The sequence below is a fragment of the Candidatus Falkowbacteria bacterium genome (assembly GCA_016699775.1).
In the GTDB taxonomy this organism is placed as follows: domain Bacteria; phylum Patescibacteriota; class Patescibacteriia; order Patescibacteriales; family Patescibacteriaceae; genus Patescibacterium; species Patescibacterium danicum.
Genome location: CP065010.1, coordinates 53,401 through 71,654 on the forward strand (window position 1 = coordinate 53,401; position 18,254 = coordinate 71,654).

The following is an 18,254-nucleotide window of genomic DNA, read 5'->3' on the forward strand; positions in this document are numbered from 1 at the left end:
AATAGTTGTGATTATTGCTTTCTTGTAAAAATAAGGCTGTTTTTATCCTCATACACTTTAATCCAATTAGAGCTGGTGCTGACGTGATTTAATAGTGAGCTTGATTTAATGGTCTTTTCTTCAAATCCAAGAAAATACTTCTCAAACCAGTTAATTTTATGTCTTGGCAGATTTTTTTGTAATAAAACAGTAGAAATACCATGTTCATCAAGTTTTTTTCTTGAATAAGCAGGGTCAAAAAATGTGTAATATTCTTTAAGAATAGAGTGATCATTAAAGGGATATTGAGGTAATCTGCCGTCAATAAATAGACGTAATTCCGGTGATACCCCGATTAAATAACCGCCAAAATTATAAGAATTGAATAATTGTTTTGTTAATTCTGGTCTATTTTTTAAAAAATAAGCAGCCTCACAGGGGTACATTTTGCAATAGTTTGTAAATGGTTTGGTGGTAATGTCTGCTGACAGTAAAAAGAAAATAGAAAGACTAAGTAAAGAAGTAAATATAAAAAAAGAAATAAATTTACTATAGGTATTTTTAATTTTAGTTGTTAATTCTGGGAGAAAATATGGAAAAATAAGAATAAACCAAGATGCCATTAATAAGGGAAAATGACGAACAGACTTAAAGGCCATATATAGTAGTAAAAAGATAATACAATATATAAACAAAGGAATCTTTTTGCATAAAGAAAAAACCACTCCGGTAAATGAAGTTATTACCAGTAGATTAAGAGTTAATTGCAGGTAGTGAATTGGAAAGGCAAAAGGGGAAAGCCATTCTTGAATATGAGATTGGTAAAATGTGTCACGATAATCAAAAATAAAATGATAGAGGGTGAAGCCGTAAGGAGTAATTAATGTAAATATAAAACTTAAGCCACTAATAAGTATTGAATAATGTAATATTTTTTTATTCAATGGCTGGATACCAAATTTTTGCAGACTGGGAATGTAATATAATAATGTCTCGCAACAGATCCAGATAAATAAAATTATTAACCCAATAAAAAATCCAGCATGAAGGCATGCCCAGAGATAGAAAAATACTGGCAACCACCATGGTAAAAGTTTTTCCCGATTTGTATGTAACTGAGAAAGAATAATTATAAGTATTGATACTGCAAATAAGGTGACTTCTTGAATCCGAACACCAAGGTGAGGCAACATTGCTACAACAGCAATTGTTTCAAATACTGCAGTCGCTACTCTTGTTTCAATTGTTTTGAAAAAGTTTGTAAAAAGAAATTTGTTAATTATAAAGATTGTTAATAAGGGGAGCAATGCAAAAATAATGCTGACCAGTATGTAGCCCCCAACTGACCAAATACTATACATCAAAAGATTTGCTAACCATTCATGATCAACCCAGGTTTTACCCTCAAGAGTCCATAAAAATATTTGATCATGGGGCAAGCTTTTTGTTTGCCAAATTATTTCCCCAAACCTTAAATGCCAGCCAAAATCAGGATCAAGATAGGAAAAAGAATTAAAAATAAGTAAAGAAAAAATAAATATATAAAACAATGTCCAGCCAAATTTTTTCATATAATAATCCAAAAAATAAATAGTTTCTGCTTATCGCAAAATGCATTTTTATATTTATGACGCGTATCTAAAAATATAATAACACACCAGCGCTTTTATTTCATTGTGCTTTCTTTTATGTTTATGGTATTATGTTAATAACATCTTTATAAGATCTATAAAGAAACATTAATTATAGAGAGGGGGTGACATTATGAGAAAAAAAATAGCAGGATTCGCAATCGCCATTTTTGGTTTAATGTTGGCAGTCCCAAGCTTCTTGGCTTTCCCTGTCGCCCAGGCTCAAGGTAATGGCCAAAACGTTATTTGGGGTTCTAACTATACTGCCAATGACTTTCAAAATACTCTTGGTTTAGGAGATGAAGACCCTCGAGATATTGCCGCCTCCGTTATTCGTATTCTTTTGGGTTTCCTTGGAATGATTGCAGTTGTAATTATTCTACTTGGTGGATTCAAATGGATGACAGCTGGTGGTAATGAAGAAAAAGTTGGCGAAGCTCGTAAGTTGATTATTCAAGGTGCTGTTGGTTTGATCATTATTTTAGCCGCCTTTGGTATCGCAAACTTCGTTATTAACAATTTATTGGAAGCTACTAACAACTAATATTTTTGTGTATTGGTTAAGTATTGTTTCAATAAACAATGGGCCTGAAATATTTTCGGGCCCGTTTCCGCGAAGCCGAACTTTATTCGGCTTTAGGGAAACGTATGAAACTTCGTTTATTGTTTTATGGGATGATTACAAATTATTTTTTGTTTTCATCTCAAGCACTAGCTCAAGGTGGAACACAAAAGGCGCTATCGGGTTTAGACTCTACGGCAAGTACAGCAGAGCTATCTCAAGCATCAGTAAATTTGCCATTACTAATTGGTGATATTTTAGCCATTGTCCTTGGATTTACTGGAACAATATTTTTTATATTAGTCGTCTGGGCTGGTATGCTTTGGATGACAGCTGGTGGTAGTCAAGAAAACATAAAAAAGGCTCAGGATATTCTTAAGGCTGCAGTTGTTGGTTTAATTATTGTCTTATCTGCTTATGCAATTACTAGATTTGTTGGATCTTCATTACAACCAATACAGTAAAAAAGTTTTACGAATAATAAGTGGAATTATTTTTTCTTGGTTTTTTTTATTTTCTATATTTTCTTTCCCCGTACAAGCAGTGGAACTTAAGGGTCTTGAAGAAACAGCAAGGAGAGCAGGAATTAACCGGGCCGGATCAAACCCAGTTGAAGCTGTGACGAATATTATTCAATGGGTTTTATCTTTTGTTGGAGTTCTATTTTTAATACTAATGATTTACGGTGGCTTTACTTGGATGTCATCAAGAGGTAACCAAGAGAGCATACAAACAGCACAAAAAATAGTTGGCTCGGCGGTGATTGGATTAGTTATTGTTTTGTCAGCCTATGCGATTACGTTATTTATGGGTACAACCTTTGGTGCTACGTAATAGTTTCATAAATTATTTAGGTAGAGTATTATAAAGGATATCTAGGATATAATTATTTAAAATAAGTATGGGAAAACAATTGTTAAAAATGTTAGCCAGTATAGGTGTTATCAGCTTGATGTTGCCGATTGTCGCCCTTGCTCAGGGAAATACAATTGATCCGCCGGTTGAAGGTTCTGATCCTTTTGGTTTTGGTCAAAAGTTAGATGATATAGCAGCTCCATATAGCCCAACCACAACAGTTCCTTTAGAACAACGTGTGGGTGAAATAATTAGTATTTTTCTTGGATTTTTGGGTGTAATATTTTTAATTTTAATGATATATGCTGGCTTTAACTGGATGACGGCCGGAGGTGAAGAAGAACAAATAACCAAAGCCCGAAACACAATTCGTGCTGCAATTATTGGTCTTTTAATTGTCATTTCTGCCTATGCCTTAAGTGTCTTCATTATTGAAAGGCTTTGGGGCACAGTGGTTTAAATTTTATATAGTATATGAATAAATATTTTAAAATAATAGTTGCACAATTTGTGTTAGTGATAATTTTCTTGCCAACAATTTCTTTGGCGCAGATTACGGGGCCGGTTACGGGATCTGCTTCCCCGTTACTTGATAAATTAAAAACCGTTGGGAGCTCAGCGGGATATGGACAAGGAACTGATGAAACAACAATTTTAAAAATTCTTGGCACGGGTATTAGTGTTGGTTTAAGTTTACTTGGAGTTATATTTATTATATTAATTTTGTTAGCTGGTTATAATTGGATGACAGCTGCTGGAGATCAAGAAAAAATATCAAAAGCTCAACATACGATTAGATCCGCCATTATTGGTTTGTTAATTATAGTTGGTGCTTTTGCAATTTGGATGTTTATTAGTCAGATGATAATTGATGATCCATATATTCCATAATAAATATTTATGTTTAAGAAAATATTAAAATTTAGTAGTATTGTAATAATATCGCTTTTTTCTTTTTTTGATTTTGCTTATGCGGGTTTTTTATCGGGAAAGACCGCTGAATCACTAAGGGATAATGCATATAAGGTACAAGAGAGTGCTGGATTTAGTCCATCGTTAAAACTTGGAGGTGTAGTAGCTTTAATAATAAAAAGTTTTTTAGGTTTACTGGGGGTTATTTTTATTATATTAATTGTGTTAGCTGGATATAATTGGATGACAGCTGCCGGTGATGAAGAAAAAATAAAAAAAGCTACGAGTACAATTCGTAGCGCAATTATTGGTTTGCTGATTATTATCGCAGCCTATTCAATTACTTATTTTGTCTTTCAGAATTTACCAGGAGCTTGACCAAGGTGATAATAATAAAATATAAAAAAATTACCCCCTCAAATATATTTGAGGGGGCTTTAGTTTTCATACTTATTTATGGTTGAGTAACAAGAACCACCCCATTGACATTTCTGTCAAGGTGCCAAGTTGTCTCAATCCCAATATTCATTATTGTTAGGCTTTCCTCCCTTTTTCTATTCCAATTGAACCACTTGATATATTTTCCGGGAGGAAGTACATCAAAGACAGTTGACTTTGCAGCCACGTACCACGATCTATGGCCAATTTCCGATGAAGGGTCTGAGCCAATTAGATCAACTCCGATTAATACAGTTCTATTCAGCTCATTAGAAATAGCAACTGTCCCAAAGACAACTGAGTCTTTAGATAAAGTAGTGGTTGTTGTTTGTTTGAGAAAATATTTCTCCTCAAAAAACTTTAGAGCTAATTCTTTGGCACGACTATCTGTCATGCCGTCAAGGTATAATTTTACCTCTTCGGAAGACATGCCATCATACCACCAGCCAGGGGTCCATTTACCGTTTTTATAATCCTCAAGAGAATCAAATTCCGGTCCTGCTGAACCGCAACCTGATCCAACTATTGCAAATAGTAAAACAAATATCACTATTATTGTATTTTTCATTTTTTGGGCCTCCTAATGCCCTCTTTTTATTTTCTGTTTAATTTATTGATTTTTCTTAACTTCTTTTTAAGATTTACAAAAATACTACTGAAAAGAAGCTCAAAAAATTCAATAAATTAAGCCAGATTATCTATTTTTAAAGAACCGACTAATTTAGGATTATATCATATTATCTAATAATTGTCAATGATTTGGTAATATTTTGGTATTATGGGGTTCTGCTTCGATAATATTGCTATTTTTTTGTTTAATTTTAGCCAAAAAAATGTTTATATTATATATTTCCTAATTATTTAGGTTTTTTAGCTTATTTATTCTATTATTTGACAAAAAATTGGCTTATGTTAAGATAATGTTAAGGCTGGTATTAAAAATACTGGCTTTTTTAGTAGAATACTTGCCCAGTCGAATGACTGAGACATAGAATTATAAAGTATAGAATTTTGTATTACTTTTTACTTTATAACTTTATGAACCTTTTAACTTATTCCTATGAGTGAAATAACAAATGCCATTAAGCAGATCTGTGACGAAAAGGGCCTTTCATATGAGGCTGTTATTGCCACAATTGACTCTGCTCTAGCCGCTGCCTATCGAAAAGACTACGGCGAAAAGAATCAAAATATTAAAGTTGAATATAACCCTGAAACAAATGGTTATAAAGTTTATGATATAAAAACCGTGGTTGAAGATGTACCTGAAGAAGAATTATTAGCTGCTGAAGAAGGAAATGGAGAAGTAAGTCCAAAAGTTGATGTTAAAGTTACCGAACATGCTGCTGTATCATCTGATGATGGAGTTGAAGAAGAAAAGCATCGATTTAATCCAAAAACTGAAATTCAGATTTCTGAAGCAAAGGCAATTAATAAAAAGTATAAACTGGGTGATGAAATAAAAACTGAATTGGAAACTCACGAAGAGTATGGACGTATGGCCGCTCAAACAGCTAAGCAAGTTATTATTCAACGTTTGCGTGAAGCTGAACGCGATATGGTCTTTGGTGAATTTAAAGACAAAGAGCATGAAGTCATTACCGGTTTTGTGCAACGTCGTGAAGGTCGTGTTGTATTAATTGATCTTGGTAAAGCAACAGGTGTTGTTCCACCAGATGAACAAATTCGTGGTGAACGATATAATTCTGGAGAACGTTTAAAGTTTTATGTTAAAGAAGTAAAAATTACACCACGCGGACCAGAAATAGTATTGTCACGAACTTCAGAAGAAATTTTGAAAAAAGTTTTCTTTTTAGAAATTCCAGAAATTTCAAATGGCCTTGTAGAAATAAAAGGTGTGGCTCGTGAAGCTGGTAGCCGTTCAAAGGTTGCCGTTTCTGCTCAGAACGAAAATATAGATCCAATTGGTTCTTGTGTTGGTCAACGAGGTTCACGTATCCAAACAATTATCCGTGAACTTGGTGGAGAAAAAATTGATATTATTGAACATAGTGAAGATGTTGAAACTTTTATTGCTAACGCTCTGGCCCCAGCCAAAGTTGAAGATGTAAAATTAGTTACTGATGAGCATCAAGCTTTTATTACCGTAAAAGATGATCAGCTTTCATTAGCTATTGGTAAAGACGGACAGAATGTTCGGTTAGCCGCTCATTTAACTGGATGGAAAATTGATATTGCTGGTGATGGAACCGGAGTTTCCACTGAAGGTAAGGAAGAAGTTGTTGATGAGGTTACTGAGGAAGGTGAAGAAACAGGATTAAATGAAACTACTAATGAAAAAGAAGCAATGGAAGAAGCAGGTGCGGAAACAAAGGTTGTAGCAGAAGATGTTGTTGAAGCAGAACCAGTTGTTGAAGGAGAAGAGGCTATTGAAGAAGAAAAAGAATAAACCTATTGTTCACGAGATCCCCGCCTCCGCGGGGATGACAAAAGAAGAGAAAGAATAACTATTGTTCACGAGATCCCCGACCAAGTCGGGGATGACAAAAGAAGAGAAAGAATAACTATTGTTCACGAGATCCCCGACCAAGTCGGGGATGACAAGTCACCTTATAACTTTATAAACTTTTTAACATTACAACTTTTTTATGAACAACATAATTTTATTTGTTCTTGGCTCAGCGGCCATCGCCATTATATATGGCATTATTTACATTAATGTTATTTTGAAATTGCCTGAGGGTAATGACAAAATGAAACAGATTGCTCGTGCTATTCAAGAAGGAGCAAAAGCTTATTTAAATCGTCAATATAAAACCGTGGCCATGGCTGCGATTGTGTTGTTTTTAATTATTGGTTTTATCCCTCCTTTGGGTTGGATGACTGCTTTAGCCTTCATCATCGGTGCATTTTTGTCTGCGGTGGCTGGTTATATTGGAATGAATATTTCTGTTCGCGCCAATGTTCGAACAACCGAAGCAGCACGACACGGAATGCATAAAGCTCTGGATGTGGCTGTTAAGGGCGGAAGTGTTACTGGTATGTTGGTGGTTGGCTTGGCTTTACTTGGAACAGCAGGTTTTTATTTTGTAACTCACGATATCCCCGCTTTAATTGGTCTTGGATTCGGTGGTTCATTAATTTCAGTTTTTGCCCGTTTGGGTGGTGGTATTTTTACCAAAGCCGCTGACGTTGGTGCTGACTTAGTTGGAAAAGTTGAAGCTGGAATTCCAGAAGATGATCCACGTAACCCAGCTGTTATTGCTGACAACGTTGGTGACAATGTTGGTGATTGCGCTGGTATGGCTGCTGACCTTTTTGAAACATATGTTGTTACAACTATAGCTGCTATTGTTTTAGCAAGTTTGATTTTCCCTGCAAGTTATGAAAATGCCATGATTTATCCATTAGTACTTGGCGCAGCTTCAATTATTACTTCTGTTATCGGAATTTTCTTTATTAGACTTGGTAATGGAAAAAATATTATGGGTGCTTTGTATAAAGGTTTGATTGCTGCTGGAGTTTTGGCTGCGATTGCTTTTTATCCAATCACACAATGGTTAATGAAAGATAATGGTTTAGTCTTAACAACTAATTTATACATTTGTACTCTCATTGGTTTGGCCGTTACTGCTTTAATGGTAGTGATTACTGAATACTATACTTCTACTGAATATAAACCAGTTAAAGATATTGCTGAATCTTCAACCACTGGACACGGAACAAATATAATTACTGGGTTAGCTGTTTCAATGAAATCAACTGCCTTGCCCGTGATTGTTATTGTGGCTGCAACCTGGTTTTCATTTCAGTTAGGTGGTTTATATGGAATTGCGATTGCTGCAGTAGCAATGCTTTCAATGGCTGGAATTATTGTAACGATTGATGCGTATGGTCCAATTACAGATAACGCCGGAGGAATTGCGGAAATGGCAGAGCTTGATGAAAGTGTTAGGGCTGTGACTGATCCTTTGGATGCTGTTGGTAATACAACTAAAGCTGTGACTAAAGGTTATGCGATTGGTTCAGCTGCTTTAGCTGCTTTGGTTTTGTTTGCAGATTTTACACATAGTGCTGGATCTAGTTTTCAATTTTTGTTAAGTGATCCACATGTAGTGTCTGGATTGTTTATCGGTGGGTTATTGCCATATTATTTTGCAGCGCTTTCAATGCAAGCGGTTAGTAAAGCGGCTGGAAGTGTTGTTGAAGATGTGCGAGCTCAGTTTAAAGAAAAACCAGGAATTATGTCTGGTACTGAAATGCCTGATTATGGAAGAACAGTTGATATCGTAACTAAGGCGGCAATTTCTCGTATGACTATTCCAGCTTTGATCCCGGTTGTTGTGCCAATTATTGTTGGCTTTGGTTTGGGCGTTGAAGCTCTTGGTGGATTATTAATTGGAACAATTATTACAGGTATTTTTGTAGCTATTTCTATGACCTCAGGTGGAGGTGCTTGGGATAATGCCAAAAAATATATTGAGAACGGATTTTTTGGAGGCAAAGGTTCTGAGGCTCACAAAGCTGCTGTAACTGGTGATACTGTTGGTGATCCATACAAAGATACAGCAGGACCGGCTATTAATCCAATGATTAAAATTATTAACATCATCGCCCTTCTGATTGTTGGACTTTTGATTTAAACATTGACCATGAAAGTAGAAAGAAAAAATATTTCTGAAAATCGAATAGAGTTAATCATTGAAGTTAGTGCTGAAGAAATGGTTGATTATTGTAAGATTGCCGCTCAAACAATTTCAGAAAATACAAAAATTGAAGGATTTCGACCTGGAAAAGCGCCTTATGACATAGTTAAGGCGAGGGTTGGTGATATGGTGATTCTTGAAGAAGCATCACGTGTCGCAGTCTCAAAAAGCATTGATAAAGCGATAACTGATAACGTTACCGAAGAATGGGTTGGTCAACCAGAAATAACTATTTCTAAACTTGCTCCAGAAAATCCTTTTGAATATCGAGCATTAATGACATTGTTGCCATCTGTTGAACTTGGCGTCTATAAAGATTTAAATTTAGAGCCAGTATCAGTAGTTGTTTCAGATGATGAAGTTGAAAAAATGATTGAACAGTTACGCGATGTTCGTGTTAAAGAAGCGGCTGTTGATCGTGCTTCTGAACATGGTGACAAAGTAATAGCTGATGTAAATTTATTTTTAGATAAAGTTCCGGTTGAAGGTGGTCAAGCAAAAGAAGTGGCAGTGATTCTTGGTAAAGATTATTTTGTGCCTGGTTTTGATGAACAAGTAACAGGAATGAAGGCTGATGAAAGTCGTGAATTTTTTCTAACCTACCCAGCTGACCATCATCAGAAAGGTTTGGCTGGAAAAAAAATTGAGTTTACCGTAAAAGTAAAGCAAGTGTATAGCCGTGAATTACCAATTGTTGATACTGAGTTTGTTTCTGCCTTTGGTTTAAAAGATGTTGACGAGTTAAAGAAAAATATTATTCAAAGCCTAGAAGCTGAAAAAAAATCTGAGGCTGATAATACCTTTGAGCGAACAATGCTTGAAAAAATTATTAGTAATTCTACTTTAGGTGAATTGCCTGATAGTTTAATTATGCAAGAAGCTCGAACCATGATGCATGAACTTGAACATAATGTTACTCGTTCAGGTGGAAAGTTTGAAGACTATCTTTCAAATATTGGTAAGACAACTCAACAATTAATTTCTGATTTTCGACCACAAGCAACTGATCGAGTAAAGGCGGCGCTTGTGTTGCGAGAAATAATTAAAGCTGAGAATATTATAGTAAGTGATAGCGATATTGAAACAGAATTAGATTTGTTAAAAAAGCAATATGGCCATGATCAAAAAGCTATGGAGTCTTTAACTAATCCGGCGTATCGTCGACATCTTTCTACCTTGTTGTTAAATAGAGAGATTTTGAAAAAATTAAAAGATTGGAATACTAAACAATCTCTATGACCGTCCTTGCGCTAAACAAACGGGCCCGGTATGACTATGAGGTGCTCGAAACATTTAGCGCTGGTATTGTGTTAAGCGGAGCAGAAGTAAAATCAGCTAAGGCGGGCCAAGTTAGCCTTAAAGGTAGTTATGTAGTTTTCCATTCTAATGCTCATCATATTGAAGCCTTTGTAATCAACGTTCATATTTCCCCATATAAGTATGCTGTAAAAAAGGAATTATACCTTCCTGATGCTCCACGAAAACTCCTTCTTCGTAGACGAGAAATCAACTATTTATTAGGAAAAAGAGAGGAAAAAGGCTTGACATTAGTGCCCTTAAAACTATATACTGAGAGAAGTCTTGTAAAGCTAGAATTCGCTGTAGCTCGCGGAAAAAAGCGTTTTGATAAGCGAGAAACAGAGAAGCGCCGAGACATAAAACGTCGCTTAAAAGGTATTCGCCAATCTGGCATATTATAGACAGTTCATAGACAAGAAAAGCCGGGGATGCCAGGCTTTGATAATAAGTTTTGCTCATGTATGCAGAAGGTGCTGGTTGCCACCTAAATCCGACCAAACTACAGTTGTAAAAACTGCTACAGCGCAACCAATCTTCTCAATGAAGATCCCGGTTTACGCTACTGTTGCCGCCTAAGAGCCGCAACCATCCGCCCAACAAGCCTACGCGTTGGATCACGGGTGTCATCAGTAGGCTAGGTTAATAGTTGCCGCTTGAGGCTATTAATTTAAATTCCCAAGCTGGTTTTCATCTTTTTTGTTAGATCTTAAGGATGGAAACAAGACAACAGATCTGACTATTTCTGTAGGCGTGCTTGAGTTGACTTGTTAGACAGGGGTTCAACTCCCCTCATCTCCACACAACTAGGTTATAAAGTTGTAAGGTTATAAAGTTTATAAAGTAAGATTCAAACTAACTTTATAACATTATAACTTTATGAACCTTATACTCTATTGTTTGCCGGAGTGGCGGAACTGGTAGACGCGACGGACTTAAAATCCGTTTGTATTAACCTGCAGTGAGGGTTCGAGTCCCTCCTTCGGCACTAAGTTAGTTAAAAGTTATAATGTTATAAAGTTCATAAAGTAAAATACAAATTCACTTTATAACTTTCAACTTTATAACTTTCAACTGCTATATGCGGGTATCGTATAATGGTTATTATATTGCCTTGCCAAGGCAGAGATACGGGTTCGATTCCCGTTACCCGCTCCAAGCTGAGTATAAAGTTATAAAGTTCTTAAAGTTATAAAGCCTGAACAAATAATTACTATATAACATTAAAAACTTTATAACCTTATAACCTTATAACTTTTAACTAATTAGTCATGCGTAGAACACACCGTCGGCCAAAAACCTACGAACCAAAAAAGAAATTTCGTTTTAACTATGGGATTCATGCTCCGATTGTTATTTTAATTGATGAAGAAGGTAATCATCACGGTGAAGTTGAAATTGCTAAAGCGATTGCGATGGCCAAAGAGGCAGAGCTTGATTTAGTTGAAGTTAATCCAACCATTAATCCACCAATGGTGAAGATTATGGATTTTGGTCAGTTTAAATATGAGTTAGATAAAAAAGCCCAAAAACAAAAAACACACCATAAAAAAGTTGATACTAAGGGGATTCGACTTTCAATTCGAATTGGTGAGCATGATTTAGGTGTTCGTCGAGAACAAGCCAAAAAATTCTTGGCCAAAGGTAATAAATTACGCATTGAATTGCCATTACGAGGTCGTGAACGACAGCACCCTGAATTAGCACGGGAAGTAATTAATAAATTTGTCGCTACTTTGGAAGCAGATCCAGAAGTATCAATAGCTGTAGAGGAAAGCTTGACAAGCCAAGGGGGAAAGTTTACTATGTTATTGACTAGCAAAAAACCTTAAATTTTGCCTAAGATAATAGAAATTTTGACGATATGCCAAAGATTAAAACACACAAAGCAACAGCCAAGCGTTTTACCTTAACTAAGACTAAAAAACTTCGTAGACGTAAGGCAGGCCAAGACCATTTTAACTCTCGCGAGTCAGGAAAAGTGGTTAGAAATAAACGACGAGATATTTTTGCTCATTCAACGGATGAGAAAAATGTCCGTAGCTTTATTCCATATAAGAAATAAAAGTTTAAGTTATTTTTGCTATATATTATAACTTTTAACTTTATAAACCTTTAACTAAATTTATGCCACGAGTAAAACGAGGAACTACCCATGTAAAAAAACGACGTAAACTACTTAAGAAAACTAAGGGTTATCGTTGGGGACGAAAAAAATTAATCAAAGCAGCTAAAACTGCAGTCTTGAAGGCTGGAGTCCATGCTTATACAGATCGTAAAACCAAAAAGCGAACTCGCCGTGCTTTGTGGCAAATTAAGATTAGTGCTTTTGTTAAGGAGCGAGGACTTTCATATTCAAAATTTATTGGCTTGTTAAAAGCTGGTAAGGTTGAAATAGATCGAAAAATTTTAGCAGATTTAGCAGAAAATCATCCAAAAGCTCTAGATGCTATTCTGGAAAAGGTGAATAAAAAGTAATATGGATATTCGGATCATTCAAATTTCACAAATTGTTGTTGCAATACTTTTGATAGCTGCAATATTATTGCAAAATAGAGGAACAGGTCTTTCCGGTGTCTTTGGTGGCGGTGGTGGAGTGTACCGAACCAAACGTGGTGTTGAAAAAATGTTATTTACTACCACAATTGTTTTAATAGTATTATTTTTTGGTCTTTCTCTTTCCCGATTACTACTAAGATAAGGTTTGGAATTGGCTTATTTTAATTATTTATTAAAGCCTTTATATGAACAAAGCAGGCTTAATTGAAAAGATTTCTGAAGAGACATCATTAACCAAAAAGCAGGTTGAAGATGTTATTGAAAATCTTATCACTACAACAATTAATGAGTTAAAGGCAGGTCGCAAAGTTAACCTTGTTGGCTTTGGAACTTTTGAGGCTCGAAAGCGACACACACGTGGTGGCGTAAATCCCCAAAAACCAAATGAACGGATTCAGATTCCAGAAGTAACAGTGGCAAAGTTTAAGACAGGAAAGACTTTAAAGGACGCTTTAAAAGGAAAATAACCCATCAGCACTCGTAGCTCAATGGATAGAGCACTTGGCTTCGGACCAAGGGGTTGTGGGTTCGAATCCTGCCGGGTGCACTAACATTAAGTTAAAAGCTATAAAGTTCATACAGTTAAGGTTAAACTTGGCTTTAAATACTTTCAACTTTATAACTTTTAACTGTTTAAAAAATATTTGGCTGGGTAGCTCAGTTGGTTAGAGCGTAGCACTCATAACGCTAAGGTCGAGAGTTCGAGCCTCTCCTCAGCCACTGGTATAGGAAGGTCGGTAGAGCAGTCGCCTCTTAAGCGAATGGTCGTAGGTTCGAATCCTACTGGGCGCACTAAATTTGGCTGGGTAGCTCAGTTGGTTACCTGCCGTAGCACTCATAACGCTAAGGTCGAGAGTTCGAGCCTCTCCTCAGCCACAAATTTAATATAGTATAGTGCACTTATAATTTAATACTCTGAAGATCCTCCTAATTCATAGATAAGGGAGGATTTTTTGTATGAAAAATTATGCTTTTATTGATGCCCAAAACTTGTATTATGGAATGAAAAGTTTAGGCTGGAAATTAGATTATAAGAGGTTTAGAGTATATTTGAAAGAAAAGTATAAAGTGGAAGTGGCTTATTTGTTTATGGGGGAAATACCGGAATATTTTTTTATATATTCTCAAATGAGAAAGGCGGGTTTTGTAATTTGTTTTAAAGAAGTTATTAGAAGTAAGCAAGGCGAAGTAAAAGGGAATATTGATGCGGAGTTAGTACTACAAGCTATGATAGATTATTTCAAGTATCAAAAAGCAATTATTATTTCGAGCGACGGTGATTTTAGTTGTTTAGTAAAGTATTTATATGGTCAAAATAAACTTGAGGTAGTAATGAGTCCTTATGTTGGCGACTGTTCAATACTATTAAGAAAAGCAACAAAAGGGAAAATAGTTTTTTTGCAAAAACTAAAAGAAAAAATAGAATATATTAAAATTGGTAAAAATGAAAAAGCACCGCAGTAGGACAAAACCTAATGAAGTGCTATTTCGAATGTATTATAAATGTAATTATAGCTTGTTAGTAAAAATAGTCAAGGTAAAATGAAAAAGCACCGCAGTAGGACAGAACCTAATGAAGTGCTTTCCCAAGAGTTCTCTAGAGTGAAAAGGCACCCCATTAGGAATGAACTAGGTGGTATGGTTTTTTGTGTTGATACTAAATAATATTATTAATTTTTATTTAGTAGATAGCCAACCCCTTGCCCTAATCCCATTTCTCCTGTATACTAACGACGAAACATAAATTATGCCCTCCTCTTCGCGACCAAAAATTTCTCACAATTTTATAAAAATCAAAGGCGCTCGTGTCCATAATTTAAAAAATATTGACGTTGAGATTCCCCGAGATAAATTAGTTGTTATAACAGGACTGTCAGGATCAGGAAAGTCTTCTTTAGCCTTTGATACTATCTATGCTGAAGGACAACGTCGGTATGTTGAATCACTGTCTGCCTACGCTCGTCAATTTGTTGGCTTGATTGATAAGCCTGACGTTGATTTAATTGAAGGTTTATCGCCTGCTATTTCAATAGATCAAAAATCTACCTCTCATAACCCTCGTTCAACAGTTGGTACAGTAACAGAAATATATGACTATTTGCGATTGCTGTATGCACGTATTGGAATTCCGCATTGTCCAAATTGTGGTGAAAAAGTTAAACCATACTCACTTGATGAAATTATTAATCAAATCAAAGATAAGTGTGCAAACTGCGAAGTAATTATTTTAGCGCCAATTATACGTGATAAAAAAGGAGAGCATAAAAGTGTTTTACCAAGTATTCAACGAGCCGGTTTTAGTAGATTACGATTTGATGGGATTATTTATACTCTTGAAGAATTTGAAGATTTAACAGTTGATAAACAAAAACGTCATAGCCTTGAGATTGTTATTGATCGAGTAATGGTAACAAAAGACAAAGAAGATATTTCTCGTTTAACTGAAGGAGTTGAAAGAGCCTTGGATTTAGGTGAGGGAATTGTCTATATATATCAAGTTAAAGAAGAAACCGAGAAAATGTATTCTCGTCTTTTAGCTTGTCCAAAATGTGGCTTAACGATTATGGAACCAGAGCCACATAACTTTTCGTTTAATTCACCACACGGAGCTTGTACTGATTGTTCAGGACTAGGAACAAAACTAGAAATTGATCCAGATTTAGTTTTTAATGAAAAACTAACAATTGCTCAAGGCGGTGTTAAGCCTTGGATATATAACAATGTAAATGGACAGATGTGGTTAATGAAACAATTAGGCACAGCTGCCATGAAATATGATTTTGATTTAAATACCCCAATAGCACAATTATCATCAAAACAAAGAAATATGATTTTGGTTGGTGATAAAGATGGTGTCTTTGAAGGCGTTGTCCCAAACTTAATGCGACGGTATCAGCAAACAGAATCAGATTATATTCGTAAAGAGATTGAAAGCTATATGCGTGTGCTTGAATGCCCCGGCTGTCATGGTCAGCGTTTAAAACCAGAAAGTTTGGCAGTGAAAATTGCCGGACTTTCAATTCATGAAGCAACGATTAAATCTTTAGATGATTCAGCAATATTTTTTAAAGAATTAGAATCATCAAAAATACTTGGCGTACGAGAAAAAAAGATTGCTGCTCAAATTTTGAAAGAAATAAATTTACGATTGAAGTTTTTACTTAACGTTGGTTTAAATTATCTAACTTTAGCTCGGGCTGCCAATACATTGTCAGGCGGAGAAGCACAACGTATTCGCTTGGCAACCCAAATTGGTTCGGCTTTGATGGGAGTGTTATATATTTTAGACGAGCCCTCAATTGGTTTACACCAAAGAGATAATGATAAATTAATTGAAACACTAAAAGAACTTCGAGATCTTGGGAATACGGTGATTGTAGTTGAGCATGACACTGCCACTATGCTGGCTTCAGATTATATTATTGATATTGGACCTGGTGCTGGTGAGCATGGAGGAACAATCGTTGCCGCAGGAACACCGGCTCAGATTATGAAAACCTCAAAGTCATTAACAGGGCAGTATTTGAATGGAAAAAAATCAATCCCAGCTCCAAATAACTATCGACCTGGAAATGGACAGTTTATAAAAATTGTAAATGCTACTGAACATAATTTAAAAAATATTACAGTTGATTTCCCGTTAGGTAAATTAATCGCAGTTACCGGTGTATCTGGTTCCGGTAAATCAACCCTAATTACGGATATTTTGGCCAAAGCGTTAACTCATCATTTCTATCATGCCAAAGACTTACCAGGAAAACATGATCGGATTGAAGGTTTAAAGCAGTTGGATAAAGTTATTGATATTGATCAATCACCAATTGGTCGAACACCTCGCTCTAATCCTGCAACCTACACAGGTTTGTTTACACCAATTAGAGATTTGTTCGCTGGACTCCCTGAAGCAAAATTACGAGGCTATCAGCCAGGACGTTTTTCTTTTAACGTGGTTGGTGGACGTTGTGAAGCTTGTTCAGGGGATGGAATTATAAAAATTGAAATGCAATTTTTGCCTGATGTCTATGTTGAATGTGATGTTTGTCATGGACATCGATATCAGCGGGAAGTTTTGGAAATTCATTATAAAGAAAAAAATATAGCTGATGTTTTAAACATGACAGTTGAAGAAGCAATGTTTTTTTTCAAAAATTTGCCGGCCATTCACCAGAAACTTGCAACGTTGTTTGAGGTTGGCCTTGGCTATATTAAACTTGGACAATCAGCAACAACATTGTCTGGCGGTGAAGCCCAACGTATTAAATTAGCAACTGAACTTTCTCGTCGTCCAACTGGTCAAACATTGTATATTCTTGATGAACCAACCACTGGTTTGCACTTTGAAGATATTCGTCGTTTGCTCGGAATTTTGAATCGTTTAGTTGATCGTGGAAATACAGTTATGATTATTGAGCATAACTTAGATGTTATTCGTTCCGTTGATTGGATCATTGATCTTGGACCTGACGGTGGGAATAAAGGTGGTGAAATTGTTGCCACTGGCACACCACGAGAAGTTGCAAAAAATAAAAAAAGTTACACTGGTCACTATTTATCTCACATAATGTAAGAACACTTATTAATATAGTAGACCCACTTTCTTTACTTACGTACCGGCAGGTAGGCGGGGATAATAGAACTATTCGTTTAGGTGTTCTTTCTTGAAGGTTTTTTCAATATCTTGAAATGAGGTATTGTGTTTTTTTATATTAATATTTTTCTTGGACAGAGATCTACTTTTAATAAATTCATAAATTCCGGGAATGAACGAAATCAGAATAATTCCTAAAACAACAAATTCAAAATTATCTTTTACAAACTGTAGTCCACCAAAAAAATAACCAGCAAACGTAAACGAGGTTACCCAAAGAAAAGCGCCAATTACATTATATAAAATAAATGTTTGGTAATGCATTTTTCCTATTCCGGCTACAAAAGGGGCAAAAGTTCTAACAATAGGCATAAAACGAGCAATAATAACGGCTTTTCCGCCATATTTTGTATAAAAATCTCGGGTTTTTTCAAGGTAGGCTTTGTTAAAAAATCTTGAATTTTCTTTAGAAAATACTTTTGGTCCAAGATAGTGCCCCACCCAATAATTAACCGTGTCACCAATAATAGCTGCAATTAACATTAAAAAATAGACTAGCCAAATATTAAGAAGCCCAGCTCCAGACAAGGTGCCAACGGAAAAGAGTAATGAATCGCCAGGTAGAAAAGGAGTAATAATTAAACCGGTCTCAGCAAAAATTATTGCAAATAGTATTACATACACCCAGTGACCAAAAAGATTTATAATTTGGGTGAGATATGTATCAAAATGAATAAATAAATTTATAATTTCCATAGGATGTTTTG

Annotated in this window: 20 protein-coding genes, 5 tRNA genes and 1 other RNA gene; 23 read left to right on the forward strand and 3 right to left on the reverse strand. The window is 35.5% G+C overall.

Translation table 11 applies throughout. From position 1 onward, the window contains the following. Positions 1-11: 11 nt before the first annotated feature. Entirely contained in the window at positions 12-1,550 is a 1,539-nt protein-coding gene (locus IPN41_00320; GenBank protein QQS60419.1) for a hypothetical protein, read from the reverse strand. Between the two features lie 193 nt (positions 1,551-1,743). Here IPN41_00320 and IPN41_00325 point away from each other — a divergent pair, with 193 nt between their 5' ends. The 6 genes from IPN41_00325 (at position 1,744) to IPN41_00350 (ending at position 4,317) form a co-directional block, all read left to right on the forward strand. Continuing rightward, positions 1,744-2,154: a hypothetical protein gene (locus IPN41_00325; protein QQS60420.1), complete on the forward strand. Its 411-nt coding sequence runs from the start codon at positions 1,744-1,746 to the stop codon at positions 2,152-2,154. A gap of 104 nt (positions 2,155-2,258) precedes the next feature. After that, complete coding sequence (locus IPN41_00330; GenBank protein ID QQS60421.1) at positions 2,259-2,636, forward strand: hypothetical protein; 378 nt, start codon at positions 2,259-2,261, stop codon at positions 2,634-2,636. Then, positions 2,590-3,006 carry a hypothetical protein gene (locus tag IPN41_00335; protein QQS60422.1) on the forward strand — a complete coding sequence of 139 codons (417 nt, stop codon included), beginning with the start codon at positions 2,590-2,592 and terminating at the stop codon, positions 3,004-3,006. Before IPN41_00330 ends, IPN41_00335 begins: the two co-directional genes overlap by 47 nt. Positions 3,007-3,073: 67 nt before the next feature. Beyond that, complete coding sequence (locus tag IPN41_00340; GenBank protein QQS60423.1) at positions 3,074-3,487, forward strand: hypothetical protein; 414 nt, start codon at positions 3,074-3,076, stop codon at positions 3,485-3,487. A gap of 14 nt (positions 3,488-3,501) precedes the next feature. Continuing rightward, positions 3,502-3,918 carry a hypothetical protein gene (locus IPN41_00345; protein ID QQS60424.1) on the forward strand — a complete coding sequence of 139 codons (417 nt, stop codon included), beginning with the start codon at positions 3,502-3,504 and terminating at the stop codon, positions 3,916-3,918. Between the two features lie 9 nt (positions 3,919-3,927). After that, positions 3,928-4,317 carry a hypothetical protein gene (locus IPN41_00350; protein QQS60425.1) on the forward strand — a complete coding sequence of 130 codons (390 nt, stop codon included), beginning with the start codon at positions 3,928-3,930 and terminating at the stop codon, positions 4,315-4,317. 76 nt (positions 4,318-4,393) lie between these two features. On the opposite strand, the gene IPN41_00355 is transcribed toward IPN41_00350, so the two are convergent. After that, the gene (locus IPN41_00355; GenBank protein QQS60426.1) at positions 4,394-4,945 is read right to left on the reverse strand and encodes a hypothetical protein; all 552 of its coding nucleotides are present in this window, start codon (positions 4,943-4,945) and stop codon (positions 4,394-4,396) included. A gap of 492 nt (positions 4,946-5,437) precedes the next feature. Between IPN41_00355 and nusA the strand changes: the two genes are divergently transcribed. The 17 genes from nusA (at position 5,438) to uvrA (ending at position 17,466) form a co-directional block, all read left to right on the forward strand. Continuing rightward, complete coding sequence (gene nusA / locus IPN41_00360; protein ID QQS60427.1) at positions 5,438-6,787, forward strand: transcription termination/antitermination protein NusA; 1,350 nt, start codon at positions 5,438-5,440, stop codon at positions 6,785-6,787. Between the two features lie 199 nt (positions 6,788-6,986). After that, positions 6,987-8,981, forward strand: a complete 1,995-nt coding sequence (locus tag IPN41_00365; GenBank protein ID QQS60428.1) for a sodium-translocating pyrophosphatase — start codon at positions 6,987-6,989, stop codon at positions 8,979-8,981. A gap of 9 nt (positions 8,982-8,990) precedes the next feature. Beyond that, the gene (gene tig, locus IPN41_00370) at positions 8,991-10,283 is read left to right on the forward strand and encodes a trigger factor (protein QQS60429.1); all 1,293 of its coding nucleotides are present in this window, start codon (positions 8,991-8,993) and stop codon (positions 10,281-10,283) included. Then, positions 10,280-10,744: an SsrA-binding protein SmpB gene (smpB, locus tag IPN41_00375; GenBank protein ID QQS60430.1), complete on the forward strand. Its 465-nt coding sequence runs from the start codon at positions 10,280-10,282 to the stop codon at positions 10,742-10,744. Before tig ends, smpB begins: the two co-directional genes overlap by 4 nt. A gap of 23 nt (positions 10,745-10,767) precedes the next feature. Next, positions 10,768-11,144: a transfer-messenger RNA gene (ssrA, locus tag IPN41_00380) on the forward strand. A 98-nt stretch (positions 11,145-11,242) separates the two neighbouring features. Next, a tRNA-Leu gene (locus IPN41_00385) sits at positions 11,243-11,328 on the forward strand. Positions 11,329-11,423: 95 nt separating this feature from the next. Next, positions 11,424-11,498 (forward strand) — tRNA-Gly (locus IPN41_00390). A gap of 113 nt (positions 11,499-11,611) precedes the next feature. Further along, positions 11,612-12,172 carry a translation initiation factor IF-3 gene (gene infC, locus IPN41_00395; GenBank protein QQS60431.1) on the forward strand — a complete coding sequence of 187 codons (561 nt, stop codon included), beginning with the start codon at positions 11,612-11,614 and terminating at the stop codon, positions 12,170-12,172. Between the two features lie 32 nt (positions 12,173-12,204). Next, entirely contained in the window at positions 12,205-12,405 is a 201-nt protein-coding gene (gene rpmI, locus IPN41_00400; protein ID QQS60432.1) for a 50S ribosomal protein L35, read from the forward strand. Between the two features lie 62 nt (positions 12,406-12,467). Continuing rightward, positions 12,468-12,818 (forward strand): 50S ribosomal protein L20, encoded by a 351-nt coding sequence (gene rplT / locus IPN41_00405; GenBank protein QQS60433.1) that lies wholly within the window; start codon positions 12,468-12,470, stop codon positions 12,816-12,818. 1 nt (position 12,819) lies between these two features. Beyond that, positions 12,820-13,041 carry a preprotein translocase subunit SecG gene (secG, locus tag IPN41_00410; protein ID QQS60434.1) on the forward strand — a complete coding sequence of 74 codons (222 nt, stop codon included), beginning with the start codon at positions 12,820-12,822 and terminating at the stop codon, positions 13,039-13,041. A 43-nt stretch (positions 13,042-13,084) separates the two neighbouring features. Continuing rightward, entirely contained in the window at positions 13,085-13,366 is a 282-nt protein-coding gene (locus IPN41_00415; protein QQS60435.1) for an HU family DNA-binding protein, read from the forward strand. A gap of 7 nt (positions 13,367-13,373) precedes the next feature. Then, positions 13,374-13,446 (forward strand) — tRNA-Arg (locus tag IPN41_00420). Positions 13,447-13,545: 99 nt separating this feature from the next. Further along, a tRNA-Met gene (locus IPN41_00425) sits at positions 13,546-13,619 on the forward strand. Between the two features lie 80 nt (positions 13,620-13,699). Continuing rightward, positions 13,700-13,775, forward strand: a tRNA-Met gene (locus tag IPN41_00430). An 81-nt stretch (positions 13,776-13,856) separates the two neighbouring features. Next, positions 13,857-14,363 carry an NYN domain-containing protein gene (locus IPN41_00435; protein QQS60436.1) on the forward strand — a complete coding sequence of 169 codons (507 nt, stop codon included), beginning with the start codon at positions 13,857-13,859 and terminating at the stop codon, positions 14,361-14,363. A gap of 307 nt (positions 14,364-14,670) precedes the next feature. Then, positions 14,671-17,466 carry an excinuclease ABC subunit UvrA gene (uvrA, locus tag IPN41_00440; GenBank protein QQS60790.1) on the forward strand — a complete coding sequence of 932 codons (2,796 nt, stop codon included), beginning with the start codon at positions 14,671-14,673 and terminating at the stop codon, positions 17,464-17,466. Between the two features lie 69 nt (positions 17,467-17,535). Here uvrA and IPN41_00445 read toward each other — a convergent pair whose 3' ends face one another. Beyond that, entirely contained in the window at positions 17,536-18,243 is a 708-nt protein-coding gene (locus IPN41_00445) for a DedA family protein (GenBank protein ID QQS60437.1), read from the reverse strand. Between the last annotated feature and the right edge of the window lie 11 nt (positions 18,244-18,254).